Raw genomic sequence first — 18,846 nt, 5'->3', positions numbered from 1 at the left:
AAGGTATTCATGCCTTGTTTTAATCAATCATTATTTTTTGTAATCCTGAACCACTCGAAATCCGCATAGCCACCGCGCGGGGCTTTTGCCATGCTGATGCTGTAAAGGCCCACTTTAGCGCCGATCCATTTCCCGGGTCTGGCCTGGAAAACATCGCCGGTCTTTATAAAATCTTTTCCGTTTTCGCTGTAGCTGAACCGGCATCTGCCGTTCGGTTCGTTTACATTGACTTTTAAATAGACTTCATTGCCTTTCAGCCGGGTTTCAAACAGGATTTTTTCCTCGCCGCCTCTGTCCGCTTTTTCGGCCCGTCTTACCTGAAGATAGAATCCGTCGGGCTTATTGGTAATCACAATGGACTGATGATCCATGCCCATCACCAGCAATCCGGCGGTTTTTCCTTCTTTGGCCTCTTCCGGGATCAGCTTCACTTTGGTAGAGGCTGCAAAATCCGGAGCCGGGAATTTCTGGGTTAAAAGGTTCGGGACATTCCAGAGGTTCCTTTCCCCTTCAGGCACTTTCATTGAAAATAACCGTAAAAATTGCTGCCTGGGAAGCTTGGAAGACCAGACGATATTTTCATTGGCGCTCCATTGCCATTGCAGTCCCGGTTTTTTGCCGTCGAATTCATCGGTTTCCGCCGGTGTAACGGTCGGATAGGTTTTACCGACATCGGGTTTTTTATAGGCAAGTACCGGTTCGCCGATACCGTTTTTATTGTTATCGGTCCCTATGACCGGCCAGTCTTTTTCCCATTTCATCGGCTGCAGGTGAACCACTCGTCCGCCGGCATCCACATCCTGGAAATGATAGAACCAGTTTTCCCCCGAAGGCGTATCGACCCACGCGCCCTGGTGCGGCCCATTGATTTTTGTCGAACCCTGTTCAAGGACGATTTTTTCTTCGTAAGGGCCGTAAATATTTTTTGATCGTAATACCAGCTGCCATCCCGTGGCTACGCCGCCGGCCGGGGCAAAAATATAATAGTAGCCGTTTCTTTTGTACATTTTCGGGCCCTCCACCGTTGGATGTGCGTCGTGACCGTCAAAGACATGAATTCCCTTATCGAGTACTTTTGTGCCTTCCGGATTCATCCGGTTGAGCGTCAGCAGACTTTTTACGCCGGCCCGGCTTCCGGCCCAACCGTGGACCAGATAAGCATTCCCGTCTTCGTCCCAGAACGGACAGGCATCGATCAGTCCTTTGCCTTCCATGACGAGTACCGGCTTGTCCCATTGGCCAAGCGGGTCTTTGGTTTTCACCATATACACCCCAAAATCGGGATCGCCCCAGTAAATATAAAATTCCCCTTTGTGAAAACGGATGCTGGGTGCCCAGATGCCGTCGCCTCGTTTCGGAACAGAAAAATAATCGTTGGGCAGGACATCCGTAACGGCATAATTCACCAGTTTCCAGTTCACCATATCTTTGGAATGGAGAATCGGAAGTCCCGGTGCCTCATTGAAGCTGGAAGCGGTCATGTAATAATCTTCCCCCACGCGGATCGCATCCGGATCGGAGTAGTCTGCATACAGGACCGGGTTTTTATAGGTTTTTCCCTGGTCGGCCGTCCATACTTCAGAAACATACGGTTGTTCCTGTGCGTTCAGGGATACTGAAGCTGCTGAGACCAGCATGAAGGCTGTTATATTTAAAATTTTTCTCTTCATAAAAAATCAATGCGTTGATTTTAATTAATTGTCATGAACCTTCTTTAATTGATTACCCTATAAAATAATCGATCAACATTATTTCTCAAACTCCAGGCTGGCGAGAATGAACGGTCCTGTTCCTTTCGCATCGTTGGAGCGTATTTCTTCATTGACGTAATATTCATACGATCCGTCGCGGTATGGTTTTCCGCCCAGGCCGGCAACCGCACAGCATTTATTTAAGTTCACCACGCCATTGTGATCTACCGTAATCAGGTTTTCAATGATTCCGTCGTATCCTTTTTTGGCATAGGCTTTATAGGATTTCGGCAGATAACCTTTGTTCACCGATTTGATCATGGTATAAACGAACATCGCAGAAGCTGTTGCTTCAGTATAATTTCCTTTTTCCAAAGGCTTATCCAGCACCTGGTACCAAAGCCCGTTGTCTTTATCCTGAACTTTGATGATGGCATCCGCATAGGACCGGAGATAGGAAATCAGCCTTGCCCTGCCCGGATGGTTCTGCGGCAGGTAATCCAGCACGTCCACCATGGCCATGCCGTACCAGCCCATTGCCCGTCCCCAGAAATTCGGGGAAAGCCCGGTCTGTTTGTCTGCCCAGGCTTCTTTTCTGCTTTCGTCCCAGGCGTGGTAGAGAAGTCCTGTTTTTTTGTCCAGAAGGTTTTTTTGTACCGAATCGAACTGGAACATGATGTCGTCATACGCTTTCGTGGCTTCGGTTCCTTTGCTGAAATCGTGGGTATAATGCGTGTAGAAGGGCATTCCCATATACAGTCCATCCAGCCACACCTGGTATGGGTATATTTTTTTGTGCCAGAAAGAACCTTCTTTTGTCCTCGGCTGCCCGTCGATCTGCCGGCGGAGGGTCTGAAGGGCTTTCAGGTATTTTTCTTTTTTCTCTTTTTCGTAGAGGTAAAGGAGAACATTTCCGCTGTTAAGAAGGTCGATGTTGTATTTTTCGAGTTCATAGGTCAGAATGGTTCCGTCTTCTTGCACCAGCTTTCCACCGAAATCGCTGATGTAATCGTAATATTCTTTTTTGCCTGTTTTGGCGTATAACTGCTCGGCTCCGTCCAGGACAATGGCTGAAGGATAGGTCCATTTCGGGCTTTTGCTGAAATCCAGCATCCATGATTCCGGAAAGCGGTGCATTTCAGAAAGCATCATTCTTTCGGACCATTTCAGGTTGGCCGGGACTATTTTTCCGGATTGCCGGCCGGAGGTTTCCGCTTGTGCCTGAAGCGCTATTTTCGATTGGGCACAGGACAGGAAGATTCCTGAACCTAAAGCAGCAAACGCCAGTAATTTGATGTGATGACTGATGAAATTCATATCGCCTGATTTTAAAGTTGGTTGTTGTTATCTAAAGCTTCCAGTTTCTGGTCGAGATCCCGGTAAAAAGATTCTTCTGTGGCCAGTCCGTTGGGTTCCATCGACCAGGCAGCTAAAAAATAATAGGATACCTCTTTCGTTTTCTTAAAAACGATGGTGTGGGTAGATTTGGTCTTTACATATTTATCGAAAGTGTCGATAGGGTAGAAGACCGCCATGCCCAGACTGTCATCTTTTTTGGTTTCGGTCTGGTTGCCGTAAGTGGCAAGGTATGCCCATTTTTTATTTTTGCTGATGGCCTGTTTTACCGGGATGTTTTTAAAAGCAACAATTCCGGTACATAATCCTGAAATGGAATTGCTAAGGTTTAAATCCACCTTTACGAAACGGTCTCGGTTAAAGATCGTCAGCCTCGAATCCAGATCGATGGCATCGCCCCAGGTTTTCCATCCCTTATAGTTAATGGTAGCATACGAAAGTTCCTTTTCGTTACCTACTCTGGCCGTCGTGTTTTTTACGGTTTTGAAAGTTTCTACATAATCGTTCTGCTCATCGTACCTTCCGTAAGAACCGATACCGATCGTCCGGCCGGATTTCAGGATGTCCTGTCCCCACGGCGCATCATGATGGTAGGATTCAAAACCGTCTTTGCCGACCTCCGGTAAAACCAGGGTATTGACTTTTTTACCAAAAATATCGGTAGCGTTTCGCCAGTCGAGATACAGCCGGTAGCCGATCCTGTTGTTTTCCAAGCCGATTCCTTCATAACGGATATAGGTAGAGTGGTCGGTGTGGGATTCAGGAAGAGTCAGTTCCTGAACATTCTTAAAATTTCCGCCGACGTATTTATCGCCTTCCCATTTTCCCCCTTCCTTTACCGAAAGTTCGGCATAAGAAAACGGAGCCTTCGGGTTCTTACTGATGTTTTCGATGACAGAGCTCTGAGCCGGCAATGGAGTTGTGCTCAGCAAGACCCCGGTACCGATGATTTTAAATACATTCCGCTTCATATTATTTTTCATTGGATCATTTATTTAAAAGTTTTCATGGTGATCAGCTTTTATTGACAGTCGGTAATTTTTTCAACAAGTTCATTAAAATAAACTTCAATATTGTCGTAATTTTTATTCAGCTTCCGCCCGTTGGCATCATCCTTATTGGCATCTAGTCCGTTTTTAATTTCCCATTCATCCGGCATTCCGTCGTTATCGGAATCGGGGAGCAGGCTTCCTTGTCTGAGTTCCGGAAATCCACCGGCATCCTTTTGGGAGTCGATGATTCCGTTGGTACTTCCGTTTGAACCTTTGTGCATATAGTTTCCGCTTTTTACGTCTTTCAGAACCTGAAGATCCACTGCATCTCTTACCAGGCTTGCCCCGCCGATCCGTAGGATTTTTTCATAAGCGTTTTCCGGGGAATCTGTGGTGACGTTGTTCCGCATATCATGCGGACGGGTCATCCTGATCGAATTTTTATCTTTTCCCGTCAGGTTATAGGAAGGTTTCATCTGGGCAAAGACCCCCTGTTCCCAGTTGTCTTCTGAAATTTCCGGGTTTCCTTCGATGACGTTTCCATGGATATAATATTTTCCCCACCGGTTATAGACCTCGGCTTGCGGGTTTTCATTTTTATCGATGGCAACGATCCGCTGTTTTGTTTTGGTTGCGGGCCCGGGCTTGTAATAATTGCCGACAATGTTTACGTTCATGCCTTCGCCGCCGTAGAGGCTGTTGTGTCCCCAGTTGTAGATCACATTGTTCCTGAAATCGGTGAGGTCGGTCAGGGCAAATTGGCTGCCTGCATATTCTCCCAATCTCGGATTCCTGCTGTCGTGATGCGCATAAAGGTTATGATGAAAAGAAGCATTTTTTCCTCCTGCAATTCCGCCGTAGCCGTGACTGCCTTTCTGATGTACCGAGTTTCTCAGGCTCTCCGAAATGATACACCATTGCAGTGTTGTATTTTCGTTGGCATAAATGGAAACAGTTTCATCGGTAGCCCAGCTCATCGAGCAGTGATCGACCATCAGGTTTTTAATGAAGCGTGCGCCCAGCGCATCTCCCTCGAATTTTTTCAGGTCGCCCATCCTGAACCGGAGATAACGGATAATGACATTATCTGCAGCGATAAAAGTTTCATAATTGGCAACGGTAATCCCATCCCCCGGAGCGGTTTGTCCGGCGATTGTTACATGGCCATCCCTTATTTTCAGCGGGGATTCCAGGTAAATGGTTCCGCCGGTCTTAAATACAATATACCTTGGGCCTTTCTGATTCAGAGCATATCTCAACGTTCCTTCCGAGCCATCATCCGATAATTTGGTTACCGTATAAACCTTTCCGCCGCGTCCTCCCGAAGTATATTTCCCAAACCCTTCGGCACCCGGAAAACCGGGTACTTCCTGCGCCGCAACAACATTTGAAATGCTGTACAGAATTCCGGCAGTTAAAAGTTGGGTTAAATTTTTCTTCATGACTGAAAAATGCTCATTTATATTTAATCATAACTGAAGTTCAGGGTGGCTTCGGGTGCCTCAACCGCCGAATTTCCCAAAATATGGCGCTCATTAAAAAATCAAAGATTTTTTAATCTTATGTGCTCTGAAATATGCAGGCTTCGGCTACGCCCAGCTACCTAAAAAATCTTATGTGACTCATGTGTTAAAGTATTTTTATTTTAAATGTGGTCTAAAGTTCCAGTTGTCCTTTCCTTTCAGGACGTTTTCTGCGGTATATTTTTTTCTTTTCGCTTTATTCAGTTGATGGGACCAGGAGATCCGTTTTGAAACGTCCGCTCCGGCACCTCTTGAACCCAGCTCAGCATAGAAGGTGGTCTTTTCAGCTTCCGGCTTGCTCCAGTTGTGCCAGCCTTCCGGTTTTATGGATGCATTCATTTCACAATCTATAAAAACCGTTTTTGCAAAAGGCCTCCAGGGCCTGCCCAGGTACACCGAACTTTCCTTTGCATTCCCGATGATTTTAGAACTAATGAACACAAAACCGAATTCGTTTTCCTGTGGGGTAGAAGCAGCAGTTACATAGCTTGCCGTTTCTTTTGAGTAGATGGTGCAGTTTTCAAAAACTGCAGTCCCGGCCCCGAAAATATAATCGGTGGTGCCTTCGATGTAGCAGTTTCTAAAATAGTTTCTGGAAGGCCGGGTTTTGTCCAGGGAATCCTGAACACCTTTCAGATAAAGGGTATCCTGGTTTCCCAGGAACCGGCAGTTTTCAAAAATCATCCGGTCTCCCGCCGTGAGTACGGCAACCGCCTGGCCGACGCGACCCGAACTGTTTTGAAAGGAAATATTCTTCGCCGTAAAATGATTGGAATAAATAAAAACGGTGGCAGAATTGGTGGTTCCGATTTCTTTTCCTTCCGCATTCTTTTTAGACGCAAAATCATCATAGGTGATTATTGTTGCCTCGGAGTTTTCCCCTTCCAGTATTAGAGGTCCTTTTTCTGCAGGAATGGTGATTTTTTCTTTGTAAATTCCGGCTTTTATAAAAATTTTTGTTCTGGTGAGAACATTGTTTTCAACAGCATTGATAGCTTGCTGTACCGTTGTAAAATTGCCTTTTCCGTCTTTTGAAACCACGATGGTCTTATCATTGGTTTTAAAAGAAAGCAGGCTCAGCCACACCATCAAGAATATTGAAAAAAAGTTTACCTTTTTAAGAAAAACGGAAGTTTTCATTGAAATTTTTTTAGTTAAAATACAGACTTCTCTTGTTGGGAGGAAGCCTGTATTTCTGATATGAATGTAAATGGATCTAGTATCCGTAGTCCTGGGTTAAGTTATAATTGGAGTTAATGACATCCAATGCAATCGGCAGCAGTTCCTTTCTGTTGGCCTGGAAATAATACGCGTAGCTCTTCACCGGATCGCCGCTGATGTAAGGCTGCGTCATGGCCAGCCTCCAGTTGACTTTCGTATAGCCGGAAGGGGTAGCGACACTCTGGTTCGGGCTGTAGAAGATATCTGCTTTCGCTGTTCCGGTTGTGGTAAAGAAATCGATATCCGAAACATTCTGCTGGGCGGTTTTATCTTTGTTGTATGCTACTTTTTTATAGAAAATATATTCCGGAACATTGGCATAGGCACCGGTACCGTTCATAAACTGGGTAAGCTTTGTCCTCGTTTCATTGATCTTCGTTTCCAGAAGGTTCCATCTAATGAGATCGTATTTCCTGAGTCCTTCGCCACCGAATTCCAGTTGTCTTTCTTTTACGATATAATTAAAGAATCCGGGTTTATCGGTCGGGATGGTTCCCACCTGTCCCAGGTTTCCGGCGTAGGCTCTTTGTCTTACGGCCATTACGGCATTAACCGCTTCCTGCGACGGCCCGTTATGGATTTCATTGTCTGCCTCGGCAAACATCAGCAGAATATCGGAATACCTCAGCAAAGGCCAGTCGATCCCTAAATTCTGGGAAGTTCCCGTGATGGAAGTCCATGATTTCCTGAATTTTCCGTCATTCCAGTTGATAGAAGTCTGAAGTTCTTCCTGTTTTGATGTATTCACCCTGAAGATCGCAATGTTGACATCCCTTCGCAGGTCATATTTGGTAAATTCATAGAAGTATACCGGAATGGCACTGATCCCTCCGGAAGATTTCCAGTCGGTATCATCATGTCTCAGTCCGTTGTAATATCCTATTTTACTGTCGGTTCTCGAGTTTCCTCCGAATGCGCCGATCGAGTAGATGATTTCATTGGTGGCGTCCGGCGTGTTGGTATGCAGAGACCTGAATAAACCTTCATAGCTCGGATTCAGCTGGTGCTGCCCGGAATTGATGATGTCTTTACATTCCTGGTAAGCGATCTGATAATATTTCTGCGGATTGGAACCCTGCATCATCATCTGTGGGCTTCTTCTCAGCGAGTAGCCGGCTCTTGCCAGTGCGATTCTTGCACGAAGGCCTTTTACGGCAGCTTTGGAAATTCTCTGGGCCGTTGTGCTTCCTTCCGATCTCCATGGCACGAGACTTTCCGCTTTCAGCAAATCATCCAGGATTTTATCGTAAATCACATCACGGTCCGTTTTGGCAAGATAGACACTCGGAAGATCTGAAGACGGAATATCCTGAAAGGGTACGTCGCCCCAGTTTTTGATCAGATCGTGGTAGAAGTGCGCTCTTAATGTCAGCGCTTCGCCCAGATACCGGTCCATTAATTTTTTGTCGGCATCCGACCCTGTTTTGTAAACCGGGGAGATGGGAATGTTTTTAATCACCAGGTTGGCTCTTTCGATTCCTGCGTAGGTATCCAGAAAGGGCCTCAGCAGTTCGGTATTTGTAGGGATGGCCCCAAAACAGCTGATCCCTCTACGGTCGTTGGCATTATAGTCTCCCGAAGTTCTCAAGTCGTCTCCCGACTGAGAAAGGATCAGGTTCATTCGCTGGCCGTAGGTATTGTCCCCCATCGTCGCATTATAAACACCCACCAGAGCGGAGAACGTATCAGAGGCCGAGTCGAACTGCTGTGCTTCCGAAGTATTGGATAAGCTTTCTACATCCAGGTAATCACCGCAGGAGCTTACGGAAAGCAGTCCTGCAACTGAGAAAAGAATGGCTAAAAATTTATTTTTTTTCATAGGATTAGGTTTAAAAAGTAATATCAACACCCGATAAAATGAATCTGCTTCGCGGATAAGCGGCATAATCCACGCCCGGGGTCAAAGGATTTCTTCTGGTATTGGCTTCCGGGTCATATCCCGAATATCCGGTAAGGGTAAATACATTGTTCATTGTAAAATACAGCCTGAAATTGGAAAGTCCCAGCTGTTTGGTAAAATCTTTTCCGAGAGAGTATCCGATGGTCAGATTATTCAGCCTTAAAAAAGATCCGTCTTCAATGGCGTAGGAATGCAGGAAATAGGCTCCGGCAGACGGCGTCCACATCGTCGTGTTGGCATTCAGCGCGGCCAGTGCCGTCGGGTCATTCACCTTATTTCCGGCATCGTCAAACCATCGCCATCGGTCGGCCACTTCAGCCAGCATGTTGTTGTCCCGGTACAGGTACTGGGTAGAATATTCGATCTTATTGGCATTATATACTTTGTTGCCTACGGAGAAATTGAACAGCAGGCTCATGTCCCAGTTTTTGTATCGGAATGTCTGGTTGAAGCCTCCGTAGAACTTAGGCTGGGCATTCCCGAGATCCGTCATGTCTTTATTGTCGATCACACCGTCACCGTTCAGGTCCTGAAGCTTCAGGTCACCCGGCTGTACGGCTTTCGCTCCGTTGGCTGCGGCTGCGGAGCTCGGCACTCCCGATTTTAGGGTATAGGTCTGCGTGGTTACGTTATAATCAAAATCGCTGATCTCATATCTTCCTGCCGTTACATATCCCCAGTACGTTCCTACGGGTTTGCCTACCTGTACGAGGAAATCGTTCAGGTTGTTCTGCCAGCCGGAAGGATAGTAGTAAAAGTTGGCACTTGCAGAAGCACTGTTTCCTAAGCTTTTAATTGTATTCTTATTGGAAGAAATGTTGGCATCAATGTTCCATTTGAAGTTTTCCTTATTGATGACGGATGCTCCTACAGAAAATTCGATCCCTCTGTTGGTAGTGCTTCCCGAATTCTGGTACTGGTATTCGTATCCTGAGGTCTGCGGGATTTTGGCCAGGAGCAAAAGGTCTTTGGTATCGGTCTGGTAAACATCAAGCGTTCCGTATATTCTTCCCTTGAAGAAACCGAAATCCAGTCCTGCATTTTTAGAAGCCGAAGATTCCCATTTCACACCGGGGTTCGACATGATGTTTCCTGTTGTAGCTCCCGGTGTTACATTGCTCCCAAAGGCATAGCCGTAATCCGATGAAGTCGTGAAAAACGTATTGTATAAAAACGCCCCGATCCTGTTGTTTCCGGACATCCCGTAGCCGGCACGCAGCTTCAGCTCGCTGATGGTTCTACTGTCTTTCAGGAAGTTCTCTTCATTGATCTTCCATGCAACGGAGGCGGCAGGGAAGTACCCCCACTGGTTTCCGGGTCCGAATACACTGGAACCGTCGGCCCTCATGGAAGCTGTTACGATATATTTGTTCCTGAAGATATAATTGGCCCTTCCGAAGAATGAAGCCAGACGGTCCGGCAATACATTGGTCCTCGGAATATCCTGTACCTGTCCCGATGGAGGGGAAGCTGCCTGGATATTGGCAAATGCTTCTTCAGCACTGATGGATTTCGGGAACCATTTGATATTCATCGTCAGCGATTCAGCATCCGTTTTTACGATTTCCTGTCCGGCCAGTAAGTCCAGCTTGTGGTTTCCGAATGTTTTTCTATAGTTTAACGTGTTGGTGTTGGTGATTCTTCTGGATTGCGTTTTGCTCAGGAAAACCACCGGCTGGTCGTTGTTCTGCCGGGCAAGGCTGGTAATCGGGCCGGAGAATTGATTGACGAATTCGTCCCGCTGAACATATCCGATGACACTTCTGAAAGTAAAGTCTTTGGTAATCTTGTATTCAAGCGTTCCGTTGAGGAGAAGGTCGTTCCTTCCGTTTTCTCTTACTTCATTGTTGGCCAGCAGCACCGGGTTTACCAGGTTGGTCTCATTGGCGAACAAAGGATCGAAGTCATCTACATTCACGGTAGATCCGCCCTCAAACGGTTGGTACCTTACGGCATTTCTCAACCGGTTGGTGCTCTGCGAACCGGTGGAGGAAGTCCCCGCTCCGAAAATGGTCTGCCGGCTGTAGCGGGCATTCAGGGTCATGCTTACTTTCTTGGATAACTCATAGTCATACTTGAAGTTGGCCATATTCCTTTTGAACCCGGAGCCGATCATGATCCCGTCTTCCTGTACGTTGTTAAGGGAAAGCGAGAAAGAAGAATTGTCCGAACCTCCGGTCACCGAAAGGTTATGGGTGAAGTTGAAGGCCTCCCTTCCGAAAACTTCATCCTGCCAATCCCTTCTCTTAATGGTTTTGTACTTTTCCAGATCGGCATAGGTACCGTATCTGTTTTTGAACATATCGATATCCGTCTGTACACCGCCTCTGTTGTAGAGCTCATATTGATAGAGGACGTATTGATACGGATCCAGCACATCAATGGTATTCTGTATGCTTCTTACACCTAAAAACCCGTTGTAGTTGATGGAAGTCTTGGCTCTTTTACGGCCTCCTTTTGTCGTAATCAGCACCACGCCGTTAGCCCCTCTGGCTCCGTAGATGCTGGTGGAGGAGGCGTCTTTTAAAACTTCGATGGACTGAATTTCTTTCGGCGACAGGATCGTCAGTGCATTGTCCATCTGAACGCCGTCTACGATGTATAGCGGGGCATTGCTGCCCGTAATGGAGTTTCCTCCTCTTACCACGATGTCCACATCGGCCCCCGGCGCCCCTTCACTCAGCGAAACCTGCACTCCGGCCATTCTTCCCTGGATGGCTTCTGCAGCGTTGTTGGATGGCATATCCTTTATGGCTTCTCCTTTTACCGAAGATACGGCGTTGGTAACGTCTTTTTTGGAAACCCGGGTGTAGCCCACCAATACCACTTCATCGATATTGGTCTCTTTCTCTTTTTTGTTTTCTTTTTCCTGAGCCATAGCCAGGACAGGAAGCAGAAAGAAAGTTAAATATAACCACTTTACGGATTGTACTCTTTTATCCATTTTGTATCCTTATAGTTTTAGTTTGGGTTGAAAAATTTTCAATCTTTGTTTTTGTTGGATCTGGAAGTATTCTACTGGGTTTTCAGTGGCAAAATATTTGTAAAAACAGTACGCTTTCCGGAGTGCAATCGATTGCGTAACTTTTCATATCAAATATCCTGGCTTCTAAACTAATATTATTTTTTAATACGCAAAGAAAAAAATATTATTTTTTCATTAATTCGAGGTCCGTTAATATTAATTTAATTAAAATATAAATTCGAAATTAATAATTAATTAATTGATTATTAATTGTATAAAGGATTTAATTCTTAACTGATTAATGATTCGGATTAGTAGAAGTTTTTCTTTGGCAACTTATATGAAAGCTTAAAAATTCCTTAAAACGCCTAGGTTTTTCGGGTGAAAAAATCCCCTAAATCACCACTTAAAATTGAAAATATGGTCCTTTTCCTGATTTTTGTCAGCTTTTTTATTGAAATTTCTTTCTATTTCTTAATTCATGTATTTCATGATCTTTTATTGTTGGTTATAGAGAAATCCGGTGTTATTTTTAGTAAATACCTATTTAAAATCAAATATTACATTTTCCTGCTGTTCATTCATAATTTTGGAATTGCATACTGTTTTCGTTAAAAAAATAACGGCTAAACTTATGCTTTACTTTAATTTTAAATCTTATTTTTGTATTTAAATATTTATATTTCAATGTTTTAAAAATTTAAATTAAATTATTGTTAACAGATTAAATAATAATTCTATATTTATCCCAAGAGTATTTCTACGTCATTTTAGTGTAATTTAATGCAATCGATTACGCAATGTTAAACAGGGTTTATTAAAGACCATAAAAAAGAAAGTAAAGGAGTATGACAAAATCAGAGTTTCGCTACGCCCATCATCCGGAAGATGTAAAAAAATATACGACCGAAGACCTGAGAAGGGAATTCCTGATCGATGATTTATTTAATGAAGATCAGATCAAGGTAACCTATTCCATGTACGACAGAATGATTGTCGGAGGAGCCATGCCTGTAAATACAGCATTAAAGCTTGAACCGACGGATGATCTGAAAGCAGAACACTTTCTCGACCGGAGAGAGTTGGGAATCATCAATGTAGGAGCAGCCGGAAAAATTACGGTAGACGGTGAAATTTTCGAACTGAATCACAAAGAAGCTTTGTATATAGGTAAAGGAGCAAAAGACGTTGTTTTCGAAAATGGATCCGAAGGGCAGACGCTTTTCTATTTCAATTCGGCACCGGCACACCATCCCTATCCGACAAAAAAGATTACAAAAAATGAGGCCGAAATTGTAGAATTGGGTGAAAACAAATATGCCAACCGACGTACCATCAACAAACTGATCGTCAACAGCGTACTGGAAACCTGCCAGCTGCAGATGGGCATGACCGAACTGCACGAAGGAAGTGTATGGAATACCATGCCGTCGCACACCCATACGAGAAGAATGGAAGCTTATTTCTATTTCGGCCTGGAAGAAGGGCAGACGGTAAGCCATTTTATGGGCCAGCCTCAGGAAACCCGTCATGTCTTTATCAAAAACAATGAAGCGGTCCTTTCTCCCGAATGGTCGATCCATTCAGGGGTAGGCACGTCCAATTACACCTTCATCTGGGGAATGGCAGGGGAAAATATGGATTACGGCGATATGGATGCCGTAAAAACAAACGAACTAAAGTAATTTTCACATGAATTTATTCGATTTATCCGGGAAAACAGCCGTTGTTACCGGCGGAACCCACGGATTGGGAATGGCTATGGCAGAAGGCCTTGCTGCTGCAGGAGCCGAACTGGCAATCACCAGCACAACGCCGTCAAAATTAGAGGAAGCACTGGAATATTATCATTCTAAAGGATATCAGGCAACCGGTTATATTTTTGATGTAACCGACGAACGGGAAGCGGCTCAGAAAGTTGCCCTGATGGAAGCGGCCCACGGGAAAATAGATATCCTGGTCAACAATGCTGGAATCATCAAAAGAGTTCCTGCCATCGATATGGAAATTGAAGACTTCAGAAAAGTAATCGACGTTGATCTTACCGGTCCTTTTATTATGTCCAAACTCGTAGGGAAGTACATGATCAGAAGGAAATCCGGAAAGATCATCAACATCTGCTCCATGATGAGTGAACTGGGCCGCGACAATGTGGTAGCTTATGCTTCGGCAAAAGGCGGACTGAAAATGCTGACCAAAAACCTGGCGACCGAATGGGCGAAACACAACATCCAGGTGAACGGAATCGGCCCTGGCTATTTTGCCACTTCACAGACCGAGCCGATCCGGGTAGACGGAAACCCTTTTAACGAATTTATCATCAGCAGGACTCCGGAAGGAAGATGGGGCAATCCCGAAGACCTGGCAGGAACCGCTATTTTCCTCGCTTCTGATGCCAGCCGCTTCATCAACGGGCAAATTATCTACGTTGACGGCGGAATTCTGGCAACCATCGGGAAACCAGCTAATGAATAACCTTAGACCCTTACCAATGAAATCATTTATTACCGATAGTTTTTTATTACAGAATTCCTTTGCGGAGGAGCTGTATTTTAATTATGCTGAGAAGCAGCCGATCATCGATTACCACAACCATTTGATTCCGAAGGATATGGCCGAGAATACGGTTTTCGAAAATATCTCGAAGGTCTGGATCGCGGGCGACCATTACAAATGGCGGGCGATGCGGACCCTGGGCATTGGCGAAAAATTCATCACCGGAGATTCTTCCGACAAGGAAAAATTCGAAGCCTGGGCCAGGACGGTGCCTTATACGTTAAGAAACCCGCTTTACCACTGGACGCACCTGGAGCTGAAAAGATATTTCGGGATCGATGATCTCTTAAGTGAAAGCAACGCTTCGGAGATCTACGAAAACATCACCGCTCAGCTACAGACCCCGGAAAAATCCACCAGGGGCCTTCTGGAGCTGATGAATGTGAAATCCCTCTGCACGACGGAAGATCCTCTGGATACCTTAAATTACCACCGGGAGCTTTCAGAGAGCGGCTGGAAGGTGAAAGTGACCACAGCTTTCCGTCCGGACAAAGCGATTCTGATTGAGAACCACAACTTTGCGGACTATATTTCGAAACTGGGGGAATCGGCCGGTGTTGAGGTTAACACTTACCAATCGCTTTGCGATGCCCTATTAAAAAGGATTGAATACTTCCATGAAAACGGCTGCAGGCTCTGTGACCACGGACTGAACAATATCTCTTTCGAGGAAGCTTCAGAAGCTGAGGTAAATGCCATCTTCAACGATAAGCTGGCCGGGAAAGTCATTGCTGAGAAGCAGGTAAACCAGTTCAAGACGGCGATCTTACTGTTCCTGGGCGAAACGTATCACCGGTTCGGCTGGGTGCAGCAGTTCCATTTGGGAGCCCTTCGGAACAACAACGAGCGGATGCACCGGATTTTAGGCCCTGATACCGGCTGGGATTCCATCGGGGACTTCGTTCAGGCGGAAACCCTGTCCAAATTATTGAATGCCTTAGACGGAAAAGATAAACTTACCAAAACGATTCTGTATAACCTGAACCCTGCCGACAATGAGATCTTTGCCACCATGATCGGGAATTTCAACGACGGAAGCATTAAGGGAAAAGTACAGTTCGGATCCGGGTGGTGGTTTCTGGACCAGAAAGATGGAATGATCAAACAGATGAACGCCCTTTCCAACATGGGACTGATCAGCTGCTTTGTCGGGATGCTGACGGATTCCAGAAGCTTTCTTTCCTTCCCGAGACACGAATATTTCAGAAGGGTCTTATGCAACCTTTTCGGGGAAGAGATCAAAAAAGGAGAGCTGCCCGAAGACATGGAACACATCGGGAAAATCATTTCCGATATCTGCTATAACAACGCGAAGAATTATTTTGATTTTTAAAATTAATTAAATAGAAAAGGTCTGAGAAAGAGAAATTGAACCATTAAGAAGAATGAAGGTATTAAGATTTGATTAAAGGAAAAATCAGAGATTTTATGTAGCAGTATGCTTACGTAAAGCAAAGCTCTTCTTAATTTTTCTAAACTTCTTATTAGTTTCTTAATGGTTTAAATAAAATATTCTGAGTAAAAGCTTTCGCGGTCTTAGCTGAGTGAAACAGTTTATGCTGAGCCTGTCGAAGCAGCTTTGCGAACTTAAAAACAGTTAGCAGTCATAAAAACTTTGCGGGCTTTGCGTTAGATAAAAGCAGCCGTTATTAAAAACAGCCATTATAAAAATTATGGGTAACAAAATACTTACTTTCGGAGAAATCATCATGCGTCTTTCACCGCCCGGGCACCGGACGATGAAGCAGAGCCATGAGATGGAGTTTTTCTTCGGCGGCACGGAGCTTAACGTGGCGGCCTCCCTGGCAACAATGGGTTGCGAGGTAAAGCACGTCAGCTGCGTTTCGGATGACTTTGTGGGGGAATCGGCTTTGGCTTTTGTGAAAAGCTTCGGGATTGATCCTTCTTTCATCACTAAGAACGAGCATCCTTTGGGACTGTATTTTCTGGAAGTCGGTTCCTCGGTCCGCGCGAGCCGTATTGCTTACAACCGGCTGAACGGCTCTTTTGCCAACATCGAAGCCGGTAATACCGACTGGGAAAAAGCGGTGGAAGACTGCTGTTATTTCCACTGGACAGGCATCAGCCCCGGCATCTCCGAATCTGCTTACAAGACCTTAAAAGAAGGTTTACTTAAGGCCCGCGAAATGGGAATCGAGGTGACGGCTGACCCGGCGTACCGTTCCAACCTCTGGAAATACGGCAAAAGCGGGAAGGAAGTGTTGAAGGAGCTGGTCGGTTATTCCACGGTTTTCATCGGCGGGGTGAATGAGATCAATGAAATTCTGGGAACTCAGTTTTCACCTGACAAAGAAGGCTTCCTTAAGGCCTGCCGGGAATTAACACAGCAGGTTCCTTCCATCCATAAAATCTTCGATAAAATAAGGATCGGGGTAACGGCAAGCTCGCAGCAGACCCGGGGCAGGGCTTTAATTGACGGAGATTATTTTGAAACGGAACTTCTGGAAGTTAGTCCTGTGGTGGACCGGATCGGGACGGGGGATGCCTTCGTCGCGGGGCTGATCTACGGTTTGCAGCATTTTGATGATGAAAAAGCGCTTCATTTTGCCAATGCGGCCTGCGCGATCAAGCATACGATTCTGGGCGATATCAATTACAGCAGCGCCGAAGATATCCTGGAAGTGATGGCCGGAGATTCCGGGGGAAGAATAAAAAGATAACGGCTGGATATTGGTTTCTGGCAGCTGGCTTCTGGCGGCTGGCAATCTGTGGATGGTTATTGGCTTTTAGCTTAATAAACCTGACTTTTTTAGAGAAAGGATATTTATAATGAAAGCTTAGTGGCTTTTATAAGCATAAGTTTATGCTGAGCCTGTCGAAGCAGCTTTGTGAACCTTAAAGACAGTTAGTAGTAAATGAAAAACTTGGTGTGTCTTCGTGTTCAAGAAAGCCCTGGAAATTTTTAAAGTCCCGAAAGGACGGCTTTTCAAAAGATAGGATGCAATCCTATTAAAACGTGATTTAAAAATGAGTTTAAAATGACAACAATTCAATCAACAACCGACACCATTATCAGCCAGGGCGTTTTGCCTTTGTATTATCATGCGGAGGAGTCGGTTACTTTAGATATCTTAAGATCGCTGTACCGTGCCGGGATCCGCGCAGTGGAATACACCAGCCGGGGCGAGGCAGCTTTGGGGAATTTTACCAGGATGGTGGAAATCCGCAATTCGGAGATGCCCGGGATGCTTTTAGGCATCGGGACGATCAAAAACCTTCAGCAGGCCGAAGCATATGACAGGGCCGGGGCCGACTTTTTCATCAGCCCGGGTTTTGTACCGGAAGTGGCTGAATATTTAATCCCGAAAGATATATTGTACAGCCCGGGCTGCATGACGTCGACAGAGATCATCGCCGCTGAAAAGGCGGGCGTGACTTTCATCAAATTATTTCCCGGGAATGTCCTGGGAACTGGGTTTATGGGCGCCATTAAAGACGTATTCCCAAACCTTAAATTTATGCCGACCGGTGGCGTAGACACCACTGTAGAAAGCATCGAAAGCTGGTTCAGAGCCGGGGTATCCGCCGTCGGGATGGGCAGCAAGCTCGTCAGCAAAGACCTGATGCAGGCCAAAGATTACGGGACCATTGAAAAAGAAACCCGGAAAGTCCTGAAAATCATTCAGGAGCTGAAATAACGTGAAGTCATATCAACAGAAGTTGGCTAAAGCAGAATCCTGAACGCAGGACATCGGGCTAAAGCCCGGCGCTGCTGCTCGTTTTAAAATCCCGAAGGGAGCGCCTTTCTACAGAATAGGATGAGATCTTATCAGACATGTCATTTAAAAAACACTCAGCAGTAGAAGAAATCTTCGCAGCCTTTGTGTTAAGAAAAAATATAAAAAAACAAAAATTAACTAAATTGTAAAATGAAGTATGAGTTCAGTTACCTCTCTTAAACCGAGTAACTTCCGGTGGACGATCTGCGTGCTGCTGTTTATGGCCACTACGATCAATTACCTGGATCGCCAGGTGTTATCCCTGACCTGGAAGGATTTCATCGCCCCGGAATTCCACTGGAACAACAGCGATTACGGAAACATTACCGCTTTGTTTTCCATTTTCTATGCCGTGGGAATGCTTTTCGCCGGGAAATTCGTCGACTGGATGGATACCAAAAAAGGATTTCTATGGGCCATCGCGATCTGGTCGGTGGGGGCGGTTCTGCACGCCTTCTGCGGGATTGCCACCTCGGGGATCCTCACCGGAAACTGGCTGGCCGGCTTTCACGGATCGAAGGAGCTGATTGCAAAGGTGTCCGATACCTCAGCCATCATCAGCACCAGCGTTACCTTATTTGTCTTTGCCCGTTTTGTACTGGCCATCGGGGAAGCGGGGAACTTTCCGGCAGCCATCAAGACCACGGCGGAATATTTCCCTAAAAAAGACCGCGCTTTTTCCACCAGCATCTGGAATGCAGGCGCCACGGTAGGTGCTCTGGCAGCTCCCGTTACCATTCCGTTTATTGCCAAAGCGATGGGCTGGGAGTGGGCCTTTATCATCATCGGAGCTTTAGGTTTCTTATGGATGGGGCTTTGGGTATTTTACTACAAGAAACCGCATAAGCACCATAAAGTCAATGAACACGAGCTTTCTTACATCAACCAGGACCACGAAGAAC

Annotated in this window: 13 protein-coding genes; 6 read left to right on the top strand and 7 right to left on the bottom strand. The window is 45.6% G+C overall.

Annotated features, from left to right (window positions below; genetic code table 11):
* Positions 1 to 23: 23 nt before the first annotated feature.
* The 7 genes from FY557_RS15020 to FY557_RS14990 all read right to left on the bottom strand — a co-directional run bounded on the left by FY557_RS15020 (position 24) and on the right by FY557_RS14990 (position 11,627).
* Positions 24 to 1,637 (bottom strand): glycoside hydrolase 43 family protein, encoded by a 1,614-nt coding sequence (locus tag FY557_RS15020; protein ID WP_228451802.1) that lies wholly within the window; start codon positions 1,635 to 1,637, stop codon positions 24 to 26.
* A gap of 111 nt (positions 1,638 to 1,748) precedes the next feature.
* Positions 1,749 to 3,008: a glycoside hydrolase family 105 protein gene (locus FY557_RS15015; RefSeq protein WP_149248056.1), complete on the bottom strand. Its 1,260-nt coding sequence runs from the start codon at positions 3,006 to 3,008 to the stop codon at positions 1,749 to 1,751.
* Positions 3,009 to 3,019: 11 nt separating this feature from the next.
* A complete protein-coding gene (locus FY557_RS15010; protein ID WP_228451801.1) occupies positions 3,020 to 4,030 on the bottom strand; it encodes a DUF4861 family protein in 1,011 nt (336 codons plus the stop codon).
* Positions 4,031 to 4,068: 38 nt separating this feature from the next.
* Positions 4,069 to 5,481, bottom strand: coding sequence for a polysaccharide lyase family 1 protein (locus FY557_RS15005; protein ID WP_149248055.1), 1,413 nt, complete (start codon positions 5,479 to 5,481; stop codon positions 4,069 to 4,071).
* Positions 5,482 to 5,679: 198 nt separating this feature from the next.
* On the bottom strand, positions 5,680 to 6,702 hold the full coding sequence (locus tag FY557_RS15000; RefSeq protein WP_149248054.1) for a pectinesterase family protein: 1,023 nt from the start codon (positions 6,700 to 6,702) through the stop codon (positions 5,680 to 5,682).
* A gap of 76 nt (positions 6,703 to 6,778) precedes the next feature.
* Positions 6,779 to 8,602, bottom strand: coding sequence for a RagB/SusD family nutrient uptake outer membrane protein (locus FY557_RS14995; protein ID WP_149248053.1), 1,824 nt, complete (start codon positions 8,600 to 8,602; stop codon positions 6,779 to 6,781).
* Between the two features lie 10 nt (positions 8,603 to 8,612).
* Positions 8,613 to 11,627 carry a SusC/RagA family TonB-linked outer membrane protein gene (locus FY557_RS14990; protein ID WP_149248052.1) on the bottom strand — a complete coding sequence of 1,005 codons (3,015 nt, stop codon included), beginning with the start codon at positions 11,625 to 11,627 and terminating at the stop codon, positions 8,613 to 8,615.
* 869 nt (positions 11,628 to 12,496) lie between these two features.
* On the opposite strand from FY557_RS14990, the gene kduI reads away from it, so the two are divergent.
* The 6 genes from kduI to FY557_RS14960 all read left to right on the top strand — a co-directional run.
* Entirely contained in the window at positions 12,497 to 13,333 is an 837-nt protein-coding gene (gene kduI / locus FY557_RS14985; RefSeq protein WP_149248051.1) for a 5-dehydro-4-deoxy-D-glucuronate isomerase, read from the top strand.
* 7 nt (positions 13,334 to 13,340) lie between these two features.
* A complete protein-coding gene (locus FY557_RS14980; protein ID WP_149248050.1) occupies positions 13,341 to 14,123 on the top strand; it encodes a gluconate 5-dehydrogenase in 783 nt (260 codons plus the stop codon).
* Between the two features lie 16 nt (positions 14,124 to 14,139).
* Positions 14,140 to 15,537 carry a glucuronate isomerase gene (gene uxaC / locus FY557_RS14975; protein ID WP_149248049.1) on the top strand — a complete coding sequence of 466 codons (1,398 nt, stop codon included), beginning with the start codon at positions 14,140 to 14,142 and terminating at the stop codon, positions 15,535 to 15,537.
* A gap of 340 nt (positions 15,538 to 15,877) precedes the next feature.
* Positions 15,878 to 16,885, top strand: coding sequence for a sugar kinase (locus tag FY557_RS14970; protein WP_149248048.1), 1,008 nt, complete (start codon positions 15,878 to 15,880; stop codon positions 16,883 to 16,885).
* A 318-nt stretch (positions 16,886 to 17,203) separates the two neighbouring features.
* A complete protein-coding gene (locus tag FY557_RS14965; protein ID WP_149248047.1) occupies positions 17,204 to 17,863 on the top strand; it encodes a bifunctional 4-hydroxy-2-oxoglutarate aldolase/2-dehydro-3-deoxy-phosphogluconate aldolase in 660 nt (219 codons plus the stop codon).
* A gap of 238 nt (positions 17,864 to 18,101) precedes the next feature.
* Positions 18,102 to 18,846 (top strand): MFS transporter (locus FY557_RS14960; protein WP_149248046.1); only part of this gene is annotated, 745 nt, incomplete at its 3' end.

The sequence above is a fragment of the Chryseobacterium sp. SN22 genome (genome assembly GCF_008329705.1).
Classification (GTDB): domain Bacteria; phylum Bacteroidota; class Bacteroidia; order Flavobacteriales; family Weeksellaceae; genus Chryseobacterium.
This window is presented reverse-complemented; position numbering and strand designations above follow the sequence as displayed.

Excerpts from the sequence above, each read along its gene's own strand:
- FY557_RS14995 (WP_149248053.1), bottom strand. The coding sequence starts at position 8,602 with ATGAAAAAAAATAAATTTTTAGCCATTCTTTTCTCAGTTGCAGGACTG.
- uxaC (WP_149248049.1), top strand. The coding sequence starts at position 14,140 with ATGAAATCATTTATTACCGATAGTTTTTTATTACAGAATTCCTTTGCG.
- FY557_RS15005 (WP_149248055.1), bottom strand. The coding sequence starts at position 5,481 with ATGAAGAAAAATTTAACCCAACTTTTAACTGCCGGAATTCTGTACAGC.
- FY557_RS15010 (WP_228451801.1), bottom strand. The coding sequence starts at position 4,030 with ATGAAAAATAATATGAAGCGGAATGTATTTAAAATCATCGGTACCGGG.
- FY557_RS15015 (WP_149248056.1), bottom strand. The coding sequence starts at position 3,008 with ATGAATTTCATCAGTCATCACATCAAATTACTGGCGTTTGCTGCTTTA.
- kduI (WP_149248051.1), top strand. The coding sequence starts at position 12,497 with ATGACAAAATCAGAGTTTCGCTACGCCCATCATCCGGAAGATGTAAAA.
- FY557_RS14970 (WP_149248048.1), top strand. The coding sequence starts at position 15,878 with ATGGGTAACAAAATACTTACTTTCGGAGAAATCATCATGCGTCTTTCA.
- FY557_RS14980 (WP_149248050.1), top strand. The coding sequence starts at position 13,341 with ATGAATTTATTCGATTTATCCGGGAAAACAGCCGTTGTTACCGGCGGA.
- FY557_RS14990 (WP_149248052.1), bottom strand. The coding sequence starts at position 11,627 with ATGGATAAAAGAGTACAATCCGTAAAGTGGTTATATTTAACTTTCTTT.
- FY557_RS15000 (WP_149248054.1), bottom strand. The coding sequence starts at position 6,702 with ATGAAAACTTCCGTTTTTCTTAAAAAGGTAAACTTTTTTTCAATATTC.
- FY557_RS15020 (WP_228451802.1), bottom strand. The coding sequence starts at position 1,637 with ATGCTGGTCTCAGCAGCTTCAGTATCCCTGAACGCACAGGAACAACCG.
- FY557_RS14965 (WP_149248047.1), top strand. The coding sequence starts at position 17,204 with ATGACAACAATTCAATCAACAACCGACACCATTATCAGCCAGGGCGTT.